This window comes from Clostridium hominis (assembly GCF_014287825.1).
GTDB classification, from domain to species: Bacteria; Bacillota; Clostridia; order Clostridiales; family Clostridiaceae; genus Clostridium; species Clostridium hominis.
The window spans coordinates 1-22,996 of record NZ_JACOOO010000029.1; the positions used below are offsets into that span (position 1 = coordinate 1).

General features: G+C 30.6%; 24 protein-coding genes. 1 reads left to right on the forward strand and 23 read right to left on the reverse strand.

Annotated elements, in window-relative coordinates; genetic code table 11:
- A partial coding sequence (locus H8S20_RS12785) for a hypothetical protein (RefSeq protein ID WP_186860374.1) occupies positions 1-374 on the reverse strand: 374 nt, incomplete at its 3' end.
- Positions 375-842: 468 nt separating this feature from the next.
- Between H8S20_RS12785 and H8S20_RS12790 the strand changes: the two genes are divergently transcribed.
- Positions 843-1,646 (forward strand): EcsC family protein, encoded by an 804-nt coding sequence (locus H8S20_RS12790; protein ID WP_186860375.1) that lies wholly within the window; start codon positions 843-845, stop codon positions 1,644-1,646.
- Positions 1,647-1,749: 103 nt separating this feature from the next.
- Here the strand turns inward: H8S20_RS12790 and eutM are convergent, their stop codons facing one another.
- The 22 genes from eutM to H8S20_RS12900 form a co-directional block, all read right to left on the reverse strand.
- Positions 1,750-2,037, reverse strand: coding sequence for an ethanolamine utilization microcompartment protein EutM (eutM, locus tag H8S20_RS12795; protein WP_032118422.1), 288 nt, complete (start codon positions 2,035-2,037; stop codon positions 1,750-1,752).
- A gap of 41 nt (positions 2,038-2,078) precedes the next feature.
- On the reverse strand, positions 2,079-2,726 hold the full coding sequence (locus tag H8S20_RS12800; protein ID WP_032118421.1) for a phosphate propanoyltransferase: 648 nt from the start codon (positions 2,724-2,726) through the stop codon (positions 2,079-2,081).
- A gap of 1 nt (position 2,727) precedes the next feature.
- Positions 2,728-4,248 carry an acetaldehyde dehydrogenase (acetylating) gene (locus H8S20_RS12805; RefSeq protein ID WP_186860376.1) on the reverse strand — a complete coding sequence of 507 codons (1,521 nt, stop codon included), beginning with the start codon at positions 4,246-4,248 and terminating at the stop codon, positions 2,728-2,730.
- A gap of 47 nt (positions 4,249-4,295) precedes the next feature.
- Positions 4,296-4,994: a cupin domain-containing protein gene (locus H8S20_RS12810; protein ID WP_186860377.1), complete on the reverse strand. Its 699-nt coding sequence runs from the start codon at positions 4,992-4,994 to the stop codon at positions 4,296-4,298.
- A 55-nt stretch (positions 4,995-5,049) separates the two neighbouring features.
- Entirely contained in the window at positions 5,050-5,598 is a 549-nt protein-coding gene (locus H8S20_RS12815; RefSeq protein ID WP_032118418.1) for a BMC domain-containing protein, read from the reverse strand.
- A gap of 1 nt (position 5,599) precedes the next feature.
- A complete protein-coding gene (locus H8S20_RS12820) occupies positions 5,600-6,928 on the reverse strand; it encodes a 4Fe-4S dicluster domain-containing protein (protein ID WP_032118417.1) in 1,329 nt (442 codons plus the stop codon).
- An 18-nt stretch (positions 6,929-6,946) separates the two neighbouring features.
- Entirely contained in the window at positions 6,947-7,210 is a 264-nt protein-coding gene (locus H8S20_RS12825) for a EutN/CcmL family microcompartment protein (protein WP_032118416.1), read from the reverse strand.
- Positions 7,207-7,509 (reverse strand): BMC domain-containing protein, encoded by a 303-nt coding sequence (locus H8S20_RS12830; RefSeq protein ID WP_032118415.1) that lies wholly within the window; start codon positions 7,507-7,509, stop codon positions 7,207-7,209. Before H8S20_RS12830 ends, H8S20_RS12825 begins: the two co-directional genes overlap by 4 nt.
- Before the next feature lie 5 nt (positions 7,510-7,514).
- Positions 7,515-8,360, reverse strand: coding sequence for an ethanolamine utilization protein EutJ (eutJ, locus tag H8S20_RS12835; RefSeq protein WP_032118414.1), 846 nt, complete (start codon positions 8,358-8,360; stop codon positions 7,515-7,517).
- Positions 8,342-9,016: an ATP--cob(I)alamin adenosyltransferase gene (locus tag H8S20_RS12840; RefSeq protein WP_032118413.1), complete on the reverse strand. Its 675-nt coding sequence runs from the start codon at positions 9,014-9,016 to the stop codon at positions 8,342-8,344. The genes eutJ and H8S20_RS12840 overlap by 19 nt, the downstream gene beginning before the upstream one ends.
- Positions 9,000-9,473: a EutP/PduV family microcompartment system protein gene (locus H8S20_RS12845; RefSeq protein WP_032118412.1), complete on the reverse strand. Its 474-nt coding sequence runs from the start codon at positions 9,471-9,473 to the stop codon at positions 9,000-9,002. Before H8S20_RS12845 ends, H8S20_RS12840 begins: the two co-directional genes overlap by 17 nt.
- Complete coding sequence (locus H8S20_RS12850; protein ID WP_032118411.1) at positions 9,470-9,823, reverse strand: BMC domain-containing protein; 354 nt, start codon at positions 9,821-9,823, stop codon at positions 9,470-9,472. Before H8S20_RS12850 ends, H8S20_RS12845 begins: the two co-directional genes overlap by 4 nt.
- Positions 9,824-9,859: 36 nt before the next feature.
- Positions 9,860-10,813, reverse strand: coding sequence for a choline TMA-lyase-activating enzyme (gene cutD, locus H8S20_RS12855; RefSeq protein ID WP_186860378.1), 954 nt, complete (start codon positions 10,811-10,813; stop codon positions 9,860-9,862).
- An 89-nt stretch (positions 10,814-10,902) separates the two neighbouring features.
- Complete coding sequence (cutC, locus tag H8S20_RS12860) at positions 10,903-13,443, reverse strand: choline trimethylamine-lyase (protein ID WP_186860379.1); 2,541 nt, start codon at positions 13,441-13,443, stop codon at positions 10,903-10,905.
- A 40-nt stretch (positions 13,444-13,483) separates the two neighbouring features.
- On the reverse strand, positions 13,484-14,971 hold the full coding sequence (locus H8S20_RS12865; protein ID WP_186860380.1) for an aldehyde dehydrogenase family protein: 1,488 nt from the start codon (positions 14,969-14,971) through the stop codon (positions 13,484-13,486).
- A gap of 57 nt (positions 14,972-15,028) precedes the next feature.
- On the reverse strand, positions 15,029-15,328 hold the full coding sequence (locus H8S20_RS12870; protein ID WP_032118407.1) for a BMC domain-containing protein: 300 nt from the start codon (positions 15,326-15,328) through the stop codon (positions 15,029-15,031).
- 27 nt (positions 15,329-15,355) lie between these two features.
- On the reverse strand, positions 15,356-15,652 hold the full coding sequence (locus tag H8S20_RS12875) for a BMC domain-containing protein (RefSeq protein ID WP_032118406.1): 297 nt from the start codon (positions 15,650-15,652) through the stop codon (positions 15,356-15,358).
- Positions 15,653-16,035: 383 nt separating this feature from the next.
- The gene (locus H8S20_RS12880) at positions 16,036-16,302 is read right to left on the reverse strand and encodes a hypothetical protein (RefSeq protein ID WP_032118405.1); all 267 of its coding nucleotides are present in this window, start codon (positions 16,300-16,302) and stop codon (positions 16,036-16,038) included.
- A 4-nt stretch (positions 16,303-16,306) separates the two neighbouring features.
- Positions 16,307-17,398 carry a DMT family transporter gene (locus H8S20_RS12885; protein WP_186860381.1) on the reverse strand — a complete coding sequence of 364 codons (1,092 nt, stop codon included), beginning with the start codon at positions 17,396-17,398 and terminating at the stop codon, positions 16,307-16,309.
- Positions 17,399-17,642: 244 nt separating this feature from the next.
- On the reverse strand, positions 17,643-18,491 hold the full coding sequence (locus H8S20_RS12890) for a MerR family transcriptional regulator (RefSeq protein ID WP_186860382.1): 849 nt from the start codon (positions 18,489-18,491) through the stop codon (positions 17,643-17,645).
- A 408-nt stretch (positions 18,492-18,899) separates the two neighbouring features.
- A complete protein-coding gene (locus tag H8S20_RS12895) occupies positions 18,900-19,556 on the reverse strand; it encodes an FMN-dependent NADH-azoreductase (protein WP_186860383.1) in 657 nt (218 codons plus the stop codon).
- Positions 19,557-19,719: 163 nt separating this feature from the next.
- Positions 19,720-22,995, reverse strand: a complete 3,276-nt coding sequence (locus H8S20_RS12900) for a DEAD/DEAH box helicase (RefSeq protein WP_186860384.1) — start codon at positions 22,993-22,995, stop codon at positions 19,720-19,722.
- Between the last annotated feature and the right edge of the window lies 1 nt (position 22,996).

Genomic DNA, 22,996 nt, shown 5'->3' on the forward strand with positions numbered 1-22,996 from the left:
TAAAGAGATAATTTTACAATCATATTTAACTTAGTATTATTAAATATTCCAAATTTAATTTCAAAGCTTTCTAATGATATTTGTTTAGAATTTAAATATTCAAAAGCTAAATAAATACCTATTGATAATATGATATTTATTATTATACCTATATAATTAACTTTACCTACCTCTAACATGTCCATAAATGGAGCTTCACCCAAAAAAAGCTTATTTAATGTACAAACTAAAATTATTGATAACATATAAAATTTAAAAGAATATAATGTTGTAATTAAAATTCTTACTAATCCTTCTTTAATAAATATACAAATTAGAATTAATAATAAAATAATAGATACAATCAAATAATCACCAATTAATAAAAATCTCAAAAAAGTATCTACTAAAAATAGACTGGCTAGTATACTTATGAACGTATACTTACTCGTTTCTAAATTGTTCGATCTTTTTAGAGTATTTAATCTATAATTTATAATTATACAAATTAATACTATTTACATAATACACCATAACATTAATAACTTCATCTATTACTCCCTCTTTTTAAAATCATAATTATACTAAAATCTTAAACTTAATAATTTTAGTTAATACTTAAATTATTCTAATCTCTATTAATTTCAACTATTCAATTCTTTCATAAAAATAACTATAGAAAAAATAATTGTATTATCACTTTATCATAATTGGACATTAAAAAAAACTTTTTTATTTATACTTGGATAGCCTTAATATAATTATAAAAAAGTACAACAACTTATAAAATAATTGCATTTTTTATATTTACTATTTCTCTTATGATATAATTCTTTTATAGAATAAATTCTGGAGATATTTTTATGAGTAAAGAACGCAAAATTAATAATTTAATAAATAAGCAAATGAAACTAATAGAGAAAAAAGAAGCTAAGCTTTTAAAAGAACCTAAGGATAATTACATAAAAACTAAACTCTTACCTATTAAGGAAAAAATAGAATATAAAATACCTGATAAATTAATATCCACTCTTGAAGTAGCATTTCAAAAAGGATTTAAAACAGTTTTTGATAAAGGTGTTGGGATTATAGAAAAAACTTATAATAAAGAAGAAATAAGTATGGAATATGATATTAATGCTTATGCAGTTAATAAATATCCAACAAAAAAGAACTTAAAGAAGATAGATAAATCCGCAGGTAAAAAAACACTTATAAATAAATCTATAACTGTTTTAGAAGGTGGTGGACTTGGCGTTTTAGGCATTGGGTTACCTGATATTCCAATTTATATTGCAGTAATATTAAAATCAATATATGAAATTAGTTTAAGCTACGGCTTTGATTATTCATCAGCAAATGAAAGAGTCTACATCTTAACTTTAATTAGTTCAGCTGTTACAAAAGGTGAAGAAAGACTATCTTATTTTAATAAATTAGATATGATGGCTAATGAAATAGATAATAATATGATTTGTAATTATGATATTGAAGAAATACTACTTGATACTTCAAGTAAAATTTCGGCCTATATGCTAACATCAAAATTTATACAAGGTTTACCTATAGTTGGTGTTGTTGGTGGAGTTACTAACTTTATAGTTTTGCAAGATATTACGGATATAGCTAAAGTTAAATATAAAAAGAGATATTTAAATAGGTTGTAATAGAGAATTACCATTAACTATTTATTATACACTTCAAAAATTAAAATAAGGTATAATGATTTTTTGATCATTATACCTTATTTCACAGTATAACTTAATTTAACTATTCAATAGCTTTAGTTGATGGAAGAATTCCTTCAACTTCTGAGTGTGGTCTTGGAATTACGTGAACTGAAACTAGTTCCCCAACTCTTTGAGCTGCAGCTGCACCAGCATCTGTTGCTGCTTTAACAGCTCCAACATCTCCTCTAACCATTACAGTTACAAGTCCCCCACCTATATATTCCTTTCCAATTAGATAAACATTTGCAGCTTTTACCATAGCATCTGCTGCCTCTATTGATCCTACAAGTCCTTTTGTTTCAATCATTCCTAATGCATCATACTTCATAAATTTACCCTCCAAAATTTTATTATATTTATATTTTTTAATTACTTAATTATTCTTACTTTCGACTTACTATTAATGCACATTGCATTTGCTTCCTCTATATCAATATGACATTCAAGTACCGATTTTTCAGTAGCACGAACTATCACATTATTATATACTCCACCTCGTATATTATTAAACTCTATAGATACAACTTGACCATCATGAACACCAAATTTTTCTGCATCCTTAAATGACATGTGAATGTGTCTTTGGGCTACTATAGTGCCTTCACTTATTTGGACAGATCCTTTAGGTCCTATTAAAGTAATACCTGGTGTATTATTTAACTCTCCTGATAATCTTGCTTTTGGAGAAATTCCTAACTTAAAACAATCTCCTAACAATACTTCAACTTGTGTTTTATGCCTTAGTGGTCCAAGAATCCTTACCTTTTCAATTGCTCCTTTTGGTCCACATATAGTCAAAGTTTCATTACAAGCATATTGACCTGGTTGAGATAAATCCTTTATTTTAAATAATTTGTACTCATCTCCAAAGAGCACATTCAAATCTTTTTCGCAAAGATGTATATGTCTATTAGATACACCTATTGGTACCTCTTCATTATTATTTGCCATATCATTACTCTTAGAGTTCTGCGCTACTTCTAAGAAAAGTTTTAATATAGCATCGTAATTATTCATTTCACTGTTCCCCTTTCATAGTGAGAACGATTTGATTTATTAGTTTTATTAATTCTTCATTGTCATTACAATTAATATTTTCTTTAATAGCCTTAATAAATTGCTCTTGACTATTTCTTTCTATTTTACTATTAATACTGTTAAAATTCGGATCCGAAGATGCTAGTGTTTCACAATCTTTTAGTCCATATGCTACCTTTTTTATATTAATAAGATGCATTGGCCCTACATTCTCCGATACAGAACTTCCACCCCAAGTACCACATCCTAAAGTAAAGGATGGCATCAATCCTGTGCTCGCTCCAGTTCCACCTTGGCTTCCTCCTGTATTTACTAATATTCTAGCTGCAGGTTTTCTTGTAAACTCCATTACAATATCCCTATCCTCTGTATGAATACTCATGGTATGCCCTATTCCATTTTGTAATAATTCAATGCTTAGATCACAAGCTTCTAGCCAATTCTTAACTGTATAGAATGCTAAAACTGTTGTAAGTTTCTCGTATGATAAAGGATACTTTTCTCCTACTCCTTTTTGTTCCCCAATTAAAACTTTGATACCATCTGGGATACTAAATCCTGCTGCCTCAGCAATAACTTTAGGAGATCTTCCTACAAATTTGGCATTCATACTATGTCCATTTTTGAACAATAAATTACAAACCTTCCTAGTTTCATCTTCTGTCATAAAGTATCCACCTTGTTTTTTAAATTCAGATATAACAGCCTCTCTATTGCATTCTTCACATATTATTGATTGCTCCGAAGCACAGATTGTTCCATTATCAAATGTTTTACTAGCTATTATATTTTTAACAGCCTGCTCTACCTTAGCTGTTCTTTCTATATATGCAGGTGAATTTCCAGCTCCAACTCCTAGTGCAGGCTTTCCAGCACTATAAGCTGCTTTTACCATACCTGGACCACCTGTTGCAATTATGATATCTACTTCCTTTGACTTCATTAATTCATTAGTTGAAGCTAAAGTTGGCATAGAAATACATCCTATAATATCTTCAGGTGCACCTGCTGCTACTGCTGCTTCACACATTAACTTAGCTGCTCTAATTGTGCAAGCTGCTGCTGAAGGATGTGGTGAAAACACTATTGCATTACGAGATTTTATTGATATCATAGATTTAAAAATTGTAGTTGATGTTGGATTAGTTGATGGAACTATTCCCATTACTAATCCAACTGGTTCTGCTATTTCGATTATTTTCTTTGCTTTATCTTCGTTTATAATTCCAATAGTTTTAAGCTCTTTGATAGAATCATATAAAATGGTTGATGCTAAGTAATTTTTATAGGTTTTGTCCTCTACTTTTCCAAAACCTGTTTCATCAACAGCCATTTTTGCTAATTCTAATGAATGTTCTATAGCAACTTTAACCATACTTCTTAATATTTTATCTATTTGCTCTTCATTAAAGGTTGCAATTTTCTTAGCTGCTACTTTTCCTAAACGTGCTAAATCTCTTGCTTCCTGTATTGAACGTAAATCTTTATCAAAATTAACCATTTTTAATCCCCTCCTTTTACCTAATCTCATATACTAATCAAAGCTTATTATAAAAGGTCTGCCCAATTAGCTGGATATGTTGCATAGAATACCTTTGCTCTATCAGGTGATCCCCATACAACTTTAGACCCTGAAGGAACAAATAAAACATCTCCTGGATAAGCTACAAAGGTCTTTCCATTTATTTCGATAGTTAATGTACCTTCTATAACAAAATCTATTTCTTCATAAGTAAGTTCCCAATCAAATCTTGAGTTTTCAATTATAAGAAAGCCTGCACTCATTTTAGATTCTTCTTTACTTACAAGCTCCTGGAAATAAGCTTTAACATTTGGATCTCCAACATCGAAAACATCCATTTTAACTGTATTCCCTCTTATAACCTTTAAACCATTTGTATCTTTTTCAGCTTCGTATGGAGTATTGGAAATATTACTTAATGATGCTAATATATCTTTCATTAACCCTTTTTCCACAATTGCTTTGAATACATTTATTATTGTTTCAGTATCTATATTATCTGAGCTTATTTTGCAAGTATCATTTCTTTTTTCAACTTCTTCACTCTTTAATACTGATTGATCTTTTACATTACACACAGGTAATTCAGTAGTGAATATAATATTATTAATCTTTGCAGCATCTTTTGCCGCAGGGGTAATTATCATATTTCCATCATCATAAAATTCCTTTTTCCCACTCTTAATAAAATCTTCAATATCTTTTACACAAATTAACCTTTTCATTTACTCACACCCTTTCATTTAAAAATAAATTTATAAATCAAATCTGTTAATATTATTAAAGTAGCGACTCAATAAGTAGTCTTGAAGGTGATGGTATTATTTCACAATTAACTAATAAGCCTTTTTCTTCAAGAATACTCTTACCAGCTTCTGTTCCAGCTTCAACGGCTGCCACGTCACCAGTAAAAACAAAATATGATTTACCTCCAAGTCCAGTACCTAATCTTAAATCTATCGGTTCTAAATTTGCTGCTTTTAAGATTGCATCTGCAGCAATTACCATAGTTGCTAATGAAAATGATTCAATAATTCCTAGTGCCTGTATTCTCTCTGGCATAGTTGCCCCTGAAATAGCAGGAAAAACAAGCGGATTAACATTGGGAATAATAATCGAATCAACCCAAAACTCATTAGCTACTGATTCTCCTAATCTTACTGATTCATTTACAGCTGCTACATCACCATGGACTATAGCAATATATTTTCCTGGACACACAGTATTAGCTGTTACTATTTCTACTTCAGCAGTTTTAAGCATTTGATCTGTGGCATATATGCCACGAGAAATACTTGTAAACTCTACCATACCTATTGCTTTTGACATACTATTCCCTCCTTATTGATATAAATTCATCAGTAATTTCTGTAATAACTCCTGGTATACTTGCATGTATAGTAGCACCTAATGACTTTTCAGGAATACTTCCAATAACTTGTCCTTCTTCTACATAATCATCTATTTTCACACAAGGTATACAAGGTGCTCCTACATGCTGTGATGTTAGAATTTTTACTATATCTGAATTAATAGTTACCTCTTTCATAGGTGCCTTTTTATCAAAGACTTTCAACCCTAATCTTGCAATTAATCTAGCACTAGGTACTAATCTAAACTCTCTAGCATTTCTTACTGTATAATCATTTTGAACTTTATTAAACCTAATATTTCCTTCCATAAGCTTTTGCTTAAAATACATATTTGCTGCCTTTGGATAAAGCCCTGCTGGACACGAAAATAATTCACATAAATTACATTGGCAACATAAATATGAATTTTTAAGTTCTTCTAAGTTATCAAGATTATAACTTATAGCTCGCATCATCTTATGTGGCTGTGTATTATGACCAAGTAAAAAACGAGGGCACATGTCTGTACACATACGACATTGTTCACAACTAGTCTTATTTATCCTTTTTGATCTTTCCATAGTAACTGTTTTTTTTCTTATTAACGGATGACTATTTTTAAGTATTATAAATCCTTTATTTTTTTTAGTAATAGATCCTTTTAAATCTTTCATTACCGGTCCCATCATTGGACCTCCATCAATAACTTTAAAGTCATTAAAATCTTCTATTCCACTTAATTTTAAAACTTCCATTATTGGTGTTCCTACTGGTACCTTAACAGTTATAGGATTCGGTATATCTCCTGCTACTGTGATGTATTTATAAATTACAGGCTGTCCTAAAGATGCATTATATATATTTAATGCAGTTTCACTATTTAAAACTACACAACCTACCTGTATAGGAATTCCACCTTCAGGTACTATTCTTTTAGTTAATTCATAAACTAAAACTTGTTCATCACCTGCAGGATATATATCTGGAATTTCCTTTACACTGATAAATTCTTCAAATTCTAACTCTTTAATTTTTTCTCTAAGAATTTGTATAACTTTTTTATGTTTACCTTTAACGCCAATAATACCCTCTTTAGCATCTACTAACTTCCTAGCTTCTTCAAAACCTATTAGGATCTCTTTCGAATAAAATTCCATCAATTGTTGGTCTACTCTAAGAAGTGGTTCGCATTCTGCTCCATTTAAAAGTATATACTCTGACTTAGATGAAAGTTTTACATGAGTTGGAAAACCTGCTCCACCAGCTCCTATTACGCCAGCATCTTTTATCATATCTAAAAGACTCATATAAATCCCTCCCTAAATTTATTCAAATAGGCAATCTTCATCAATTATCCCTACAACAACTGCATCTACAGGAATATTATCATCCTCTAGCATCCTTCTTGCTGAAGATCCCTTTGTTACTATTACCCTATCTCCAATACCTGCACCAATAGTATCTATAACTACTAACCGTTCTCCCCCTTTACTTCCACAAATTTCTTCAGCTAACATTAGCTTAAATCCATTAAGTGACTCTACCTTTCTCGTTGACCATATATTACCAATAAGTTTTGCTGTTATCATTTAACTTTCCCTTCTCCCATCTTGAGTTTTATCTCTGCTATTGCCGTTTCGACAGAAGCTGTGTCACCAAATATACCAATAAGTATCATATTTTGTGGGCAACTACCTCTAATATCCTCTACTGTTACCCCTACTGCTTTTTCAGCAATATCAGCTGCATAAATCATATCTATAATTTTCCCTTGAACTAAACCTATTGCTGAAATATCTTTCAAATTCGTTTTACACTCTAATCCCATTCTTCTCCTTAAAATATCAAGTGTACATTGAGATGGAGATTTAATTATTCTATAATCCATTTATCTTAATCCATTATTTCTTTAGTGCAGCTAAGCGCTATTCCTAAAGGTGTTACGAACATTGGATTTCTAGGCTTATGAGTGTATATACCTGTTTGCTTTTCAATTATCTCCTCAATTCCTGTTAAACAGCAGGTTCCACCTACTAATGAGATTTCTTTTACATCATATCCTTCGATATGATGATTAATAATAGAAGAAACTTTTTCAACAACTGGTTTTAGAACTGGTAATATTTCTTTATGCTTTTCATTATTTCTCTTAAATTTATCTGCTTCATTGAAAGTCATTCCATAGGCACCAGATAGTACAAGTGAAAAATGAGTACCACCTGTAGGCTCATCTGCAACATAAATAACCTTTCCATCCTTTAAAATAGAAATTCCTGTTGTTCCTCCACCTATATCTACAACAGCACCATTTTTAATATGCAATACTTCATTTGCTGCTGTTGGCTCATCTAATAGGCTTGTCAATTCAAAACCTGCCGCCTGTACTACATTTTTAATAGCTCCTGAGTCTAAAGCATCAGTTCCTGGTGGTATAGCAGCTGCTGCATATATTAATTCTGCATTAAGCTTTTCTTCCAATTCATTTTTTAATTCTCTTACTATCTTTACTGCTCCAATATAATCAACAACCATACCATCTTTAACTACATCTGCATATTTAAATGCCCCTGCAACAGGGTTATAATCTTCGTCCATAACAGCTAAAACTATACATGCTGTTCCCAGATCTACACCACAATAATAAGTTGATGATTTTTTGTTAATTGGTCTTTTTATTACCTCTTCAAACTCTTTAACAAGCCTATCGCAATATTCAAAAGTTAACTTTTTCTCTGACATACTTTCCCTCCAACAACTGAACAAATAATTTGTGATAATGAGTTGATGAACCAGTTAACATACTTTATTAATTTATCCCCAATTTCATTATCTACTTCACTACCATCAAATTCTTCTATAATCAGTATCTCTAACTCTCGTAATTTACAACGTAATTCATGTAACTCTAAAATCTCTTTACTTTTTGACAATTGCATATAAAACTCTGTTATATCAAAGCAATCATCTATATCCTCAAAAAAGTTTTTACTATTCATTCCTGTACAACCTTTACAATTTGGAAGACTTATAGATTTGTCTCCTGATAATAACAACTTAATAGATGAAATTTCCTTTGATATCTCCATTAAATTTTGTGCCAATATAATATCATCTTCTATAACTTCTCTGATTTTTATAAGAAAATCTACTTCTATAGTTCTAATTTTATATAAAATTCTTTTATTTATATTTCTCTCTTTATTATCATCTTTTTTTGATTTTGGATTATCGATACTATCTTTTAAAGATTGAATATCTTCACATAGTTCTATCCTCTTATCTCTTAAAAATTGACTAGCACCTGGCGTAAGTCGTTGACCTTCTACTAGGCTAAAATTTGTAAAAGGATTTTTTCTATACATATCTCTTAAATACTCTTCAGTAATAAATTTCATCTTTGCCCCCTTCCTCTTCTCTTTTATCAAATAAGTAATTTTTTAACTTTTCAATACTTACCCGATCGTTGAAGCTAATATGAAAATATGGCTCTATGACTCCTGCCAGCTTTAATTGTCTTACACAATTAATTTCATTTTCCGGCATTAAATCACATTTAGTTATTACACCAATTACAGGGCACTTAAATAATCTTGCAAATCCAGGAGAGTATAAATTATCCCTTCTTGTTCTATCCATAAGAATTAACACATGTGATGCATCTTGTGCTGCCGCGATAATATGCTTATACTTATCTCCATTCTCAATATAAGATCCAGGAACATCTATTGTCCTTTTTCCATAAATCATATCTTGAGTTCTCTTTAGCTTACCATTGTAGTCGTTTATAGCATTAACCAATGTAGTTTTACCACAGCTTGAAGGCCCAATTACCATTATTCGTTTCTTTCTCATGTTCTTGTAATAGGGGCCGGTGTAAACCCAAGTAAATTTGTTAAAGTATCATTAACTGAAATAAGAGCAGTTTCAACACTTTCAACATCGCCACTTATAACTACTGATCCTGTAAATCTATCTAAAAAACCAATCTCAACATCTGCTGTCTTTGTTGCAATATCTGCTGCTATTATAGCTGACTCATATGGGCTAAGAGTTAAAATTCCAATAGCTCCTTTTTCATCTATTCCTAAACGATCATAAATATCTTCCATAGGTGATGCTATTATATGAGCAATTGTAATCTGTTTTCCTGGTACTGACTCTTGTATTACACGTTGTATGTTTCTATCAAAAACTTCTCCCATACCCCTTACCTTCCATTTTATTTTCTCTCAAAATTATTAGTGGCGTATTACTTTTACTGGGAAGTTATAATTATTAATCCAGCCTTCAATTTTATCTAAATCTTCATCACTTAAGCTTGGATCATCCACTATAGGATATTCCATATTAAGTTGATTATATTTATTAACTCCCATTTTGTGATATGGTAATAAATCAATTCCTTTAAAGTTCTTATAGTCCTTATACGACATTAAAAACTCTAGAACACTTTCAATATCTTCTTTTTGATCGTTAACACCCCTTAATAAAGGCATACGTATTTTAACATTATATTTACGTCTTAATAGCTGAACTAAATTTTCTAAGATTTGCTCATTTCTAACTCCTGTTAATTCAAAATGTTTATCTGAGTTTATATGCTTTATATCAAATAAAAATAAATCTGTGAATTCTGCAACCTTTAAAACAGATTCTAGTTTTGCATAACCACAAGTTTCAATTGCTGTATTAATACCTTCATGCTTACATGACATCAATAAACTTGTTGCTGCTTCTGGTTGCATTAGTACTTCACCGCCTCCTAATGTAACTCCCCCTCCGGAAACTTCATAAAAACTTCTATCTTCTAATACTATTTCTAATAATTCAGATATTGTTTTTACCTGACCTACTATTCTTAGTGCTGATTTTAGACAAGTATCTGCACATTTGCCACATCCAATGCAATCCTTCTCTCTACTTATTTCATGCTTAAATGTTTTATCGGAAATAGTATGTATTCCTACAGGACAGACAGAAACGCAAGCACCACAATCTACACAAGAATTCCTCTTAAACATGACTCTATATTTTTTTTGCATTCCTTCTGGATTAGAACACCACTTGCATCTTAATGGGCATCCTTGAAAAAATATTAAAGTTCTTACTCCTGGTCCATCATACATGTTATATTTTTGTATATTAAAAATTCTTGCTTTTCGTTCAATTACACCTACTTTTTCATTTACCATACTATTCAATCTCCAGTTCTTTTTATATACCACCAACATAGCCCACTAACGTTGATGGTATATATAATAAAAAAATCTATTAAACCTTCTTAAAAATGTGTAAGCATTGTTCTACTAATTATTTCATCTTGAACATCCTTACATAACTCAACAAAGAAAGCACTATATCCTGCAACACGAACAATTAAGTCACGATATTGCTCTGGATGCTTTTGAGCTTCAATTAATGTTTTATTATCTAGATAGTTGAATTGAACTTCTCCAAGGCCTAAATTACATGCACTACGTAATAATGTAATTATTCCTTCTTCACCTTCTCTAGTATCAAGTAAGCCTGCCATTAACTTAAAGTTATGAACCATCCCAATATTCATATTGTCACAAGCCATCTTAGATACAGATTTAATTATTGAAGTAGGTCCTTTATAATCTGAACCTTGTGATGGACTTATTCCATCAGATAGTGGCATCCACGCTTTTCTACCATTAGCTGATGCTCCTGTTAATTGACCAAATGGTGTATTATTTGATATTGATAAGGTACCATGACTTAGTACTGAATATAATGTCTTATACTTTCTATGCTCCATTTCAGTAAAATTAATTAAATCAGCTGCTATATAATCAGCATAGTTATCATCATTTCCATACTTAGGTGCTTCTAAGCAATCTTTTCTAACCTTTTCATATCCAATAAAGTCAGCCTTTAAAGCTTCATTAAACTCTCTTAAAGTATATTTCTTATCTTCAAAAACTAACTTCTTAATAGCTGCCATAGAGTCTGTATAAGTAGCAAGGCCTGTCCAAATTACACCTGGGCCAAAGTTATACATTGCTCCACCAGCTTCAACACCTCTACCTTTATCCATACAACCTTCATACATAATTGACATAAGTGGTTTCGGAGCAAGATCTTTATGCACACGTTGTGATATTACTGTAGCAACGCTAGTCCATTTAGTTATATATTTAATTTGTTCTTTAACAGCTGCTTCAAACTCCTCATAAGTTTTAAAGCTATCTACATCGCCTAAATTAGGTGTAACTTGCTTTCCATACCATAGTGGTACACCATTATTTAATGCAAGCTCTATACATATTGGCCATTGAGTATATGCTGTTGATGTCCATTGATATAATCTACCTGCTTTTTGAGGTTCAACACATCCCATTAAGCAATAATCCCTTGCATCTTCTATTGAAACTCCTTTAGCTAACATCATCTTTATATGAACATCATCAAAATGGCATGCTGGGAATCCCATTCCAGCCCTTACTACATCAACAATTTTCTTAAGATATTTTTGTGGTGATTTACTATGGATACGACATGCTAAAGAAGGTTGATAAATCTTAACATGACGAACAGCATCCATTAACAAATAAGTTAAATCATTAGTAGCATCTTTACCGTCTCTTGTCACACCACCAACGCACATATTTACAAATGGTTGATATCCAGCGAAGAACTTAGAACCACCCTCACTTGTGATCCACATCATTTCAGACATTTTAATTAGCATACAACCGGCTAACTCAAAAGCTTGGAAATTATTCATTCTACCTGATTCAATATCAGCTTTGTAGTATGGGTACATATATTGATCTACACGTCCAATAGACATCCCTGTTTGATTTTCTTCTACTACTAAAAGAGATTCAATAGTCCAAACAGATTGTATTGCTTCCCAGAAAGTTGTAGGTTTATGAGCTGGTACTTTAGCATTAATTTCTGATATTTTCAATAATTCAGCTTTACGTTTAGGATTAATTTCCTTTGATGCTAATTCTGCTGCATATTGAGATATACGCTTAGCATAAATCATTACACCTTCTGTTGTATCTATAACAGCTTTATAGAAATATATTTTTTCTATATCACCTGGATTTTCATAATCTAATTTCTCTAAATTTTCTTTTGCTTCATTTTGGATATCTAACATACCTTTTTTCATTAATATTACGTCATATCCTGGATTGGAATCTCCACCGCCATTTACAGCATGATATGAACAATCTGAAACAAAAGATTCTCCTGATAATTCCCAAACTCCAGCTTCCCTATATTGATCTTCACAAAACTCATCTACTGATTTTCCTTCCCAATATGGAAATAACTCTTCTTTCATTATTTTTTTATCTTCTTCAGAAATATAGAAAGGATCTTGAGCACGATTTCCTATAGTATCAATTTCATCAACCATCCATCTCCAAGCGATATCTGGTGAAAAAGCTCCTGCTCTAGGTGCCCCACATGGAGCTCCAACAATAAGTTCATTATCTTGGATTACTAAAGGTGCTGTCTCACAGCAATATTTAAAACATTTAGCTCTCAATAAAATTTTAGGCATACCTGGATTTTCTTTAGCAATTTTTGTTATTGCTCTAGCTCTATATGTTGTAATCCTCGGAACTTGCTTTAAATAATTATCCTTTAACTTACTTAATCTATCTGTAATTCCATTAGGTATATCTGTACCTTCATTACATTGACAGCCATTATTTATTTCTTCATCTTTAATTATTTCTTTTGATAGACACTCAAACATCTTTAAAAGACTATCACGCTCGTTTTGAGACATACTCTGAGTAGCTTCTCTAAATTTGGTTGAAAATTCTTTTATATCCAACTCTAATCCCCCTTTTTAATAAATAAACTTTAATCTATATTTACTTATGATTATTATCTAATAACTTTTTTAAAATAATTTCCATTAACTCTAAACTATTTATTCCCTCAGAATAATTTTTATTTGAAGTTATTTTACTATTCTTATTTGCAGCTAAAGATATTACATCTTCTATATTTCGTACCCCATATCCAACCTTACGTATATAAATAAGATTTTCTGGAGATACATTGTCAGAAGTCATACCTTGACCTGCAGAACCACTACCTAAAGTCATTGCTGGAAATAGGTTAGTAGTTGCTCCCATACTACCAAAAACACCTGGCGTATTAACAAGCACTCTTCCTACTGGCTTTTTTAGTGCAAACTGGCGAATAACATCTTCATTTCTAGAGTGAATTATTAAAGTATGTCCTAGCTTTTCATTTAATAATAGCTCAATGCACTTTTCACAAGCATGCATCCAATCATCTTCAACATAATAGGCTAGTACTGGACATAACTTTTCTTTTGAGTATGGATTTTTACTAGTTACATACTTTTGTTGTGAAATTAATACCTTTACAGTCTTATCAACTATAAACCCAGCTCTTTTGGCTAATTCTTGAGCTGTTTTTCCTACTATTTCACTGTTGCTTAATCCATCTGAATTATAAAATAATACTCCAAGTTTGTCCGATTCCTCTTCTGACATGAAATATGCTCCATAATTTTCAAGCTCTTTTTTTACTTCATAATGTATAGGACTGTCCACCACAATTGATTGCTCAGCTGCAGAAAGTATTCCATTATCAAATGATTTACTATCAATGATATCTCTCGCTGCCTTTCTTATATCTGCAGTCCTTTCAATAAATGCTGGTCCATTTCCAGTACCACCGTATATTAGTGGTTTACCTGATTTATATATTGTTTTTAGCAAATTAGGTACTCCTGTATTGATTATCAATGAAGTATACCTATGATAAATCAATTCATTGGTTCCATTAGGTGTTATATTGTGAAGATATGATAACGCTCCTTCAGGCAAGCCATTTTCCTCTGCAACCTTTATTAATATATCTAAGGCTTTAAAAATAGTATTTTTTGCTCTTGGGTGGGGTGAAAAAATTATTGCATTTCCTGATTTTATTGCAATCAACGCTTTATATATTGTAGTTGATATAGGACTTGTAGATGGGCTAAATGCAACTATTACTCCCATTGGAACGCCAATATCCATTGTCATATTTTCTTTATCTTCATTAATAATTCCTATACACTTCATTCCCTTAAGTCTTTGACGAAGAAATTTACATACGAAGCTATTTTTAATACATTTATCTTCATATTTACCGTACTCAGTTTCTTCATTAGACATCTTTGCAAGATCTATAATGTAATTTTCAATTTCATAAATCATTGCATCTACAATCTTATCTAGCATCTCCTGTGAAAACGTCGCTAACTTTTTATGCGCTTCATAAGCATTTTCTACAAGAATTCTTGATTCTTGTATGGAGAGCAAATCATTATCAATAATATTCATTTTTATCTCTCCTAAAAAATATTTTATATATACAAACTTAAATACTTTTTATTATTTCTATAAATTTGTTAATTTATATCTCTCTATTATTTTCTCTAAATCCTGATGTGGTCTCGCTATAACCACATGACTATATAAATTTCCATCTTCCATATTATTCACAGCTTGCACCCCTGCTTCTACTGCTGCTTTACAAGCACCTACATCTCCTCTTACTAAAACAGATATATATCCTGAGGCAACGTTTTCATAACCTATAAGCTCAACATCAGCAGCTTTGCACATAGCATCTGCTGCTTCTAATACAAAAACTAAACCAAAAGTTTCAATCAATCCTAAAGCTTCATATCTAGCCATTAATATTTCACTTCCTTTCAATATCTTTTAAGAATCAATATCATGTACAGAAACTATATCCCCAACTTCTCTAATAGGTCTTGGCATAACATTTTTTGCAGTTAGTTTTCCTATTTCAGATGCTGCTCTAGCTCCGGCATCTACTGAAGCTCTAACAGCAGCCACATCACCTTTAACCATAATAGTTACAAGAGTTGAACCAATATTTTCATAAGAAATTAGCTCTACATCTGCAGCTTTTAACATTTGATCTGCTGCATAAAGTGCTGGTACTAATCCTAATGTTTCTATTAACCCTAATGCTTCCTCTCCATAATATCTCATTTATTATCCCCCTTTCTTTTTAACAACACTAAAATAACTTTATGAATATACTATTAAAAGTCTTAATATTTATCATTTCTACTTTTCAAGTAAATTATAGTCCTTTCCCTTTGGGGGAAAGTCAACAGGTTTTTTCTTTAAATTCATAGACAAATTTTTGTAATAGTTTACAAGATTATTTTCGATTTATAGTTGGTTATTATTTATATCTTCAAAAATCCTATCTCTTTAATATAAAAGTAAGTTACTTAACATCTCAATTTTCATTATTTTTATAATATTTAGATATTGTCCCTTCCCCTTAGGTTAAGGTTGCAGAAATAAAAAAACTCTCTAGAACAATTTTTATAATCATTACTAGAGAGTTTTAATTTTATATTATTTTAATCTTTAATATATTTATTAATTGTTTCTGCACCTTCAGCATGAGCATGATAATACACTCTTAATTCTCCGCCTTTATCTAACTCAAATCTTGTTTCTTCTAAAAGTCCATTAGCTTCTGCTGTCATTAATGCAGTAACTACATCTTTTCTATTTAAAGCTTTAAAGCTACCGTATTCACCTTTTAATGCTTCTATAACATCCTCTGCACAAGCTTCTTCAACTTTAGTAAAATATTTTAATATAGCATAATTAAGTGGTTTCATACTTTTACTCCTCCTTTTTTCTAAATAACTCTAACGGATTCGTTGCTATTACTAAAATACCCAATACCATTAAAATAGCAGCGAACCATACTATAGGAGGCAAAGCCCAACCTTCCATTCCACCAAATACCCCTAATACTATCCAACAACAGAATGGTCCCCAGAATGAAAATGTTCCATTACAAGCCATTCCTAAAGCTGCTCCGCACATACTATTACCATTGTACCAACACATAAATGATACAAATGCACATAATCCAGAAAGAGCAAACCATATCATTGCTGGTCCACTAGTAAATGCTTGTACTATTAAATTAGATGCAAAACCTATTCCATCACCAAATATTATTCCAAACAATGGTACTAATATTATCAAATTTGATAATCCTGATGTTACTTGACGAATTGTAATTCCAATTTCTGAATCTATCATTGATGTTCCATAGCCTGCAACACATCCTTCAAATCCCCAACCTAAAGCCGCTATTAATGCGATACAAATTCCTAAGAACATCCCTTCTGGCGCATCCCCTGAAATACTTGTACTTCCTATCATAAAACTAGCTACTACACAAATAAAAATACCTAGAGCCATTCTCTTATTTAATTCTTGCTTATATAATATCCTACCTAATATTGCGCCAATAGCTGGACAAAGTGCAGCGATTGGGATAACTATTGACCCTGCCATCTGTAACCCTACAACATAAGCTGTACTAGCAATAGGTCCTCCTATCAATGCAGCTAAAATCATCATTCCACCTGGCTTAGTTTTAATACACCTAAAGAAATCTACAATCTTTCCTTTATATGCAGCCCATCCCATAGCCCAAATAGCACTGCAGATATCGTTTACAGCACTTCCAAGTGCACCTAATAAATATGTTGCTACAAGAACAGAAAGTACTGATGTTGTTGGATCATACCATTCAGCCCAGATGCCTTTGCTCATTCCTAAGGTTAAGAATGCTGAATAAAATCCATACATCAATCCTGAAAAAAGAGCAATAGAAATACCTTTTTTAAAAAAGTTAGAAGCTAACTTCTTTTTCGCGGCAACTGCTTTAGCATCAACCGCACGTGTCATTTCACCCATAAACAAAACCCTCCCATTTAAACGTTATCACGTTTTAATATATATTATCATTAAAATTATAATGACCATACTAACTTCACTTATGATTTCATAATAATTCTAATTTAATTATAGGGCTTTCCCTTTGGGGGAATGTCAATAGTTAATTTCCTACAAATTACTAAGCTAATTTAGTAATTTGTATACTAAAATAACTCTTATTAAATACTACATTAGCTTTATTACTTTACCCTTAGGGCAACGTTTACTTTATTTTCCTACACTTATCTTTTGTTAGCTTTACCATTACTTCAGTTACAAATTTATTAGTATCTTTAGTTGTCCAATAATCTATCACATATCTCTCATATGATTTCGAATCACAACTATAATTATTTTCCTTAGCCCACTTTTTAATTTTCATATATGTTTCGTTTAACTTCTCATGAGATCCTATATGATAACATGATGCAAACATACAACCTCCATAGTTAACTGTCAATTCATCTTCACACTCTAAAATTGTTTTTTGTAATATTCTAGCCCTTTTGCAAGTTCCTTTAATTTTGTCTTCTATAGATGGATATTCAATTATAACAGGTCCAGTTATAGCATTTTTTATACTGTCTATATAATTTGTAAATTCTATATTTATAATAGAATCCATGTAATCATATTTAAAATCTTGCTCTAAGCAAACTAATCTAGTTGGCTCTATATATTTTACTGAAATATTTTTCATATTATTTTCTAACACCATTTCTGCCTCTAAAATGAGCTTATACCAATCCTCAATTGACCTAATTTTCAATTTCAAGTCAATTTCTTCTTTTTTTAGTTCATCTATTTTATCTCTAAAACGATGCTCTATTACTGAAAAGTGTGTTCCATTAAGTAAAGCTCTCATTTCTTCAAGCTTAAAACCACTTTGCTTGTAATACTTTATCATTGGTACTGATAACAGTGTTTTTTTACTATAGTATCTATATCCACTTTCATTGGATACCTTATCTGGTGATAGTATGCCCATTTTGTCATAATATCTAAGTGTCTTTTTGGAGAGCCTACATATTTCTTCAACCTTACCTATGCAAAACAATCCATTTTCCTTCATACAGAACCCCCTAATATTAAATTTTCAGACTTTACCAACTATAATTAGTAAATATAACTATTGTTATTTCTGAAACAGTCATAATTAACAATATTCCCTTTTCCTTATAAAAATGCAAAAATGAATAAAAATACAATTTAATCTTTTAAGCTATACTATTCGTTACCTATTTAACATTTCCTTCCATTAAAATTCTTTAATTATATATTGCACAATATAAATACTAAAAAACCAGTATCTATATTGAATTAATCAAATAGATACTGGTTAATTATTTAATCTTAGTTTAAGAAAAACTCTTTATAAACAAATATAAAGTATTTCTTATTTCTACATTTTCATTTAGTATATTTATTGCTGAATCAACAGTTATTCCAATTTTATATAGATGCTATTTAGTACATTTTATTAATTAAAATCTAAGCCATTTATTATATCATTACTTTTTTCTTTAGCTTTATTTATAGAATTTTGTCTTTCTTCCTCAGTAGTTCCTGTTCCATCTACTTTAAGTTCAATAACATCTTTTATTCCCATTAGTTTCATAATAGAAGCTATGTAGTTTTCTCCTTTGTCCATTATTGGATCTAATATCCAAGGAATACTTCCACCTGATGATTGTATATATACTAATGCTCTTTTCTTATCCTCTAGTAACCCTTTAGGCTTCTTATCCTTTTCGATTAATATCGTCTTATTTACTTGAACAATACAATCAATATACTCTTTTAATGGAGCCGGAAATGATACACTCCACATTGGAGCAGCTATAACATACATATCTGCACTTATAAACTGATCACATAGTTCCCTTATTCTTTGTACCTCTTTTTGCTCCTTTTCAGGTAATTTCTTTGTTGCCTCTTCATTAATAATACAGTTACGACTTTCAAAATACTGATACTCTAATCTCGGTATATGTTCTTTATATAAATCTACTTCCTCAACTTCAAAATCTTTGTTTTTTTCAAGAAACTTATTAATAAAATCTCTCGCTACTGATTTAGAAGATGATAAATTTTCTGGTTTTGAATTAACGCTTATATATAATAACTTTCTACTCATAGCTACCACCTTTTGTATTTAAATTCTTTCCTGTAGCTATTTTTTCCTAAAATCAATTAATTATAAATATTATAAAAATATTTTTAACTTATCTATTTATTAAAATCTAAATTTTATTTTTAAATTATATATAGTAATACTTTGTTGCCTAAAGTTAAAATTATTAAAATTTAAATAGCTCTACTATCTCATTATCTTTTAAGTTCTTAAGGAAACTACCTTCCTTGAAATCGCCTTCCATAACTTGATTTATAAGCTCTTTCTTGCTCTCCTGCATAGTAATTATCTTTTCTTCAACAGTTCCTTGTGAAATAAGCTTTATTACTTCAACAATATTTTTTTGCCCTATTCTATGTGCTCTATCTGTTGCTTGATCCTCTATAGCAGGATTCCACCATGGATCAAAGTGAACTACAATATTAGCACTAGTTAAGTTTAGTCCTGTTCCTCCAGCTTTCAAGGATATTAAAAATACCTTTTTCTCTTTATCTGCGTTAAAGCTATTAACCATGTTTACTCTATTACTTGCTTTCGTTTGACCGTCTAAGTAGTAATATCCTATGTTATTATGGTCTAATACTTCTTTTATATTAGCTAAAACTGATGTAAACTGTGAAAATAATAGTATCTTATTATTACTTTCAATATTTTCTTTAATAATATCTAATGCTACATCTATCTTAGCACTTCCTCCTATATATCCATCTACTATTATTGATGGATCAAGACATAGCTGACGAAGCTTTGTTAAGTATGAAAACACAGTAATTTTATCTTTTGAAAAGTCTTGATTTTCCATCTTTTCTTGAATATCCTTAACAAAAGTGCTGTATACTTTTTTCTGTTCTTCTGTCATTTCTACAAAGAACTTTTTCTCTATCTTATCTGGAAGCTCCTTCATTACATTTATCTTTAGCCTTCTTAAAACAAATGGTCTTATTAGTTTTTTAAGCTCTGCTATTGCTCTGTCATCCTTTGCCCCTATAAACTTTTCTTGGAATCTTGATTTATTATATAAGTATCCTGGCATTACAAAATCAAATATTGACCAAAGCTCCATTAAGTTATTTTCAATAGGGGTTCCTGTTAAAGCAAACTTAACCTTTGCTTTAACTTCTTTTACAGCTTCACTACTTTGAGCTAATGGATTTTTAATATTTTGACCTTCATCTATTATGCAATAATCAAAGGCTAACTCTTCGTATCTTTCAAAGTCATTTCTTAATGTTCCATAAGTAGTTAATATTACATCATACTCTTCTACTTTTTCAAAAAGTTCTGCCCGCTCTTCTTTAGTTCCATGAAGTGTACACACCTTCATAGTAGGAGCAAATTTTTCAAATTCATTTTTCCAGTTGTAAATAAGTGAAGTAGGTGTAACTATAAGACTCTTTTTACCCTTTTCTGACAATAAAAAGGCTATAGTCTGTACAGTTTTCCCAAGTCCCATCTCATCAGCAAGGATTCCACCAAAGCCATAATGACTTACTGTCTTAAACCAATTAAAGCCTGTTATTTGATACTCTCTAAGGGTAGCCTTTAACTCCTCTGGAAGCTTATAATCAACTTTATCTAAGGTATCAAAGCTTTCCTTAATATTGTCTGCTACTTCATTTCCGTTTATAAAGTTAAGATTTTTATCTCTTATTGTATCACTTAAATATATAGCCTTATTTTTAGATATCTCGAACTTATTTCCCTTAAGCTTTTTATCTCCTAAAATATTATCAAGAAGCTCTAAAAAGCCTTGAGTTTCCTTTTCTTCTAGACTTATAAAACTATCATTTTTAAGCTTATAAAATTTTCTGTTACTTCTAAAAGCCTTTAAGATATTATTAAACTCATTAGGATCAACTTGGTCTATATCAAAGCTAAACTCTAAAAATCCACCTTTTTCTCCAACAGCTGCACTTATTGCACCTGATTTATAAACCTTCTGCTCTTTAAATCTATCTGAATAATAAACTTCACCAATGCTACTCAAGCTTTCTATACCTTTAAATAGAAAATTATATAATTCCTCATCATCACCGGTAAATTTAAATTTGTCTTTATCTATATAAAACTTAAAATTACTTAAGCTATTTATTACGTCATTTTCTTTTTTCAAATCTCTTATTAAGTACTTTTCGCCTTTATAACCTTGAAGCATATCAAAAACTTCATTTCCATATTTGCACTTAACCATGCACCATGAAGAAGTTCTGTCTCTATCAAAGTAAAATTCAAGCTCTAGCTCCTCTGAAGTCACCTTTTCTTCTATAGCTTCATCAACAACTAACTCATTAGCTATAGCTTTTATAGCAGGAACAAGTGTAGTAAAAACTTTTTCTGCTTGAGCTTTTTTAAATATTGCACTATCATCCCTACTAAATATATTTACAAAAGGTAATAACTGCTCCTTTTGATCATCTGTAGGAATATATATCTTTTCATCATATAAGAAAACTCCACTATTTCTTATTAACTCTCTAGGAAACTCACCATTTTTCTCTAATATAATATTATCATTTTCTTCCTTAAGACTTAAGCTTAAAGGTATATTATCCATAATTATATTAGTTTTCCCTTTAAAATAAGTAGCTTCCATATTTATAGTTTTATCAGAAGCAAGCTCTAAAAATCTCTTTAATGCTGGTCCTACAAGTATCATCACCTTATTTTTTATAAGTCTTGCAGAGTTTCCCCTATTATATCCATAGTATCCAAAACCATATCCTTGATTACTGCCTTCATTTAATGCTTCTGAAATATTAGCATACTCCCTTATGAAATCAATAATCTTCATATCTTCCTTTGAAAACTTATGTATACTACCATCATACACAAAACCTTTTCCGAACTCTAACTGACTCTTATTATCCATAGCCTTTATAAATTCGAAAATATTTTTAACTACATACAGTTTCTTATTTCCAACCTTAAAAGATGCTTGATAACTATTATAATCCTTCTCAATTAAAGAGATTTCAACATTTACAAGCTCTCTATTGCTTACAATACTACTACCTAATCTTTCAAGAAGTTCAAACCCCTTATTATATTTCTCCTGCTCTGCAAGCACCTCTAAATTGGGATAATCTATTTTGTTACATTCAAGCATATTTATATACTTATAATATGTAGCTGCAATATGCTCACAAGCTAATCTCTCACCATCCATTGTACTTTGATAATGATGATAGCAGTCACACTCAAATTCATTTATTTCATTACTTCTTAAATCTATATTAATATGTGTTTCCTGAGAATCAGTCAACCACTCCTTAGACTTCACAACTCCAAAGATATCTAAAAAGCCATCAGAATAATCCTCACTTACATCTATCTCCTTTACAAGATTTATGCCTTTTTTCCCTTTATCTCTTATAATATCATCACTATACTTTAAAAAATCTATTTTAAGCCAATCAGCAATCTTCCTATTTTTCTTTGTCAAA

Coding starts and splice junctions, on each gene's coding strand:
- H8S20_RS12790 (WP_186860375.1), top strand. CDS start 843: ATGAGTAAAGAACGCAAAATTAATAATTTAATAAATAAGCAAATGAAA.
- eutM (WP_032118422.1), bottom strand. CDS start 2,037: ATGAAGTATGATGCATTAGGAATGATTGAAACAAAAGGACTTGTAGGA.
- H8S20_RS12800 (WP_032118421.1), bottom strand. CDS start 2,726: ATGAATAATTACGATGCTATATTAAAACTTTTCTTAGAAGTAGCGCAG.
- H8S20_RS12805 (WP_186860376.1), bottom strand. CDS start 4,248: ATGGTTAATTTTGATAAAGATTTACGTTCAATACAGGAAGCAAGAGAT.
- H8S20_RS12810 (WP_186860377.1), bottom strand. CDS start 4,994: ATGAAAAGGTTAATTTGTGTAAAAGATATTGAAGATTTTATTAAGAGT.
- H8S20_RS12815 (WP_032118418.1), bottom strand. CDS start 5,598: ATGTCAAAAGCAATAGGTATGGTAGAGTTTACAAGTATTTCTCGTGGC.
- H8S20_RS12820 (WP_032118417.1), bottom strand. CDS start 6,928: ATGAGTCTTTTAGATATGATAAAAGATGCTGGCGTAATAGGAGCTGGT.
- H8S20_RS12825 (WP_032118416.1), bottom strand. CDS start 7,210: ATGATAACAGCAAAACTTATTGGTAATATATGGTCAACGAGAAAGGTA.
- H8S20_RS12830 (WP_032118415.1), bottom strand. CDS start 7,509: ATGGATTATAGAATAATTAAATCTCCATCTCAATGTACACTTGATATT.
- eutJ (WP_032118414.1), bottom strand. CDS start 8,360: ATGTCAGAGAAAAAGTTAACTTTTGAATATTGCGATAGGCTTGTTAAA.
- H8S20_RS12840 (WP_032118413.1), bottom strand. CDS start 9,016: ATGAAATTTATTACTGAAGAGTATTTAAGAGATATGTATAGAAAAAAT.
- H8S20_RS12845 (WP_032118412.1), bottom strand. CDS start 9,473: ATGAGAAAGAAACGAATAATGGTAATTGGGCCTTCAAGCTGTGGTAAA.
- H8S20_RS12850 (WP_032118411.1), bottom strand. CDS start 9,823: ATGGGAGAAGTTTTTGATAGAAACATACAACGTGTAATACAAGAGTCA.
- cutD (WP_186860378.1), bottom strand. CDS start 10,813: ATGGTAAATGAAAAAGTAGGTGTAATTGAACGAAAAGCAAGAATTTTT.
- H8S20_RS12865 (WP_186860380.1), bottom strand. CDS start 14,971: ATGAATATTATTGATAATGATTTGCTCTCCATACAAGAATCAAGAATT.
- H8S20_RS12870 (WP_032118407.1), bottom strand. CDS start 15,328: ATGGCTAGATATGAAGCTTTAGGATTGATTGAAACTTTTGGTTTAGTT.
- H8S20_RS12875 (WP_032118406.1), bottom strand. CDS start 15,652: ATGAGATATTATGGAGAGGAAGCATTAGGGTTAATAGAAACATTAGGA.
- H8S20_RS12880 (WP_032118405.1), bottom strand. CDS start 16,302: ATGAAACCACTTAATTATGCTATATTAAAATATTTTACTAAAGTTGAA.
- H8S20_RS12885 (WP_186860381.1), bottom strand. CDS start 17,398: ATGGGTGAAATGACACGTGCGGTTGATGCTAAAGCAGTTGCCGCGAAA.
- H8S20_RS12890 (WP_186860382.1), bottom strand. CDS start 18,491: ATGAAGGAAAATGGATTGTTTTGCATAGGTAAGGTTGAAGAAATATGT.
- H8S20_RS12895 (WP_186860383.1), bottom strand. CDS start 19,556: ATGAGTAGAAAGTTATTATATATAAGCGTTAATTCAAAACCAGAAAAT.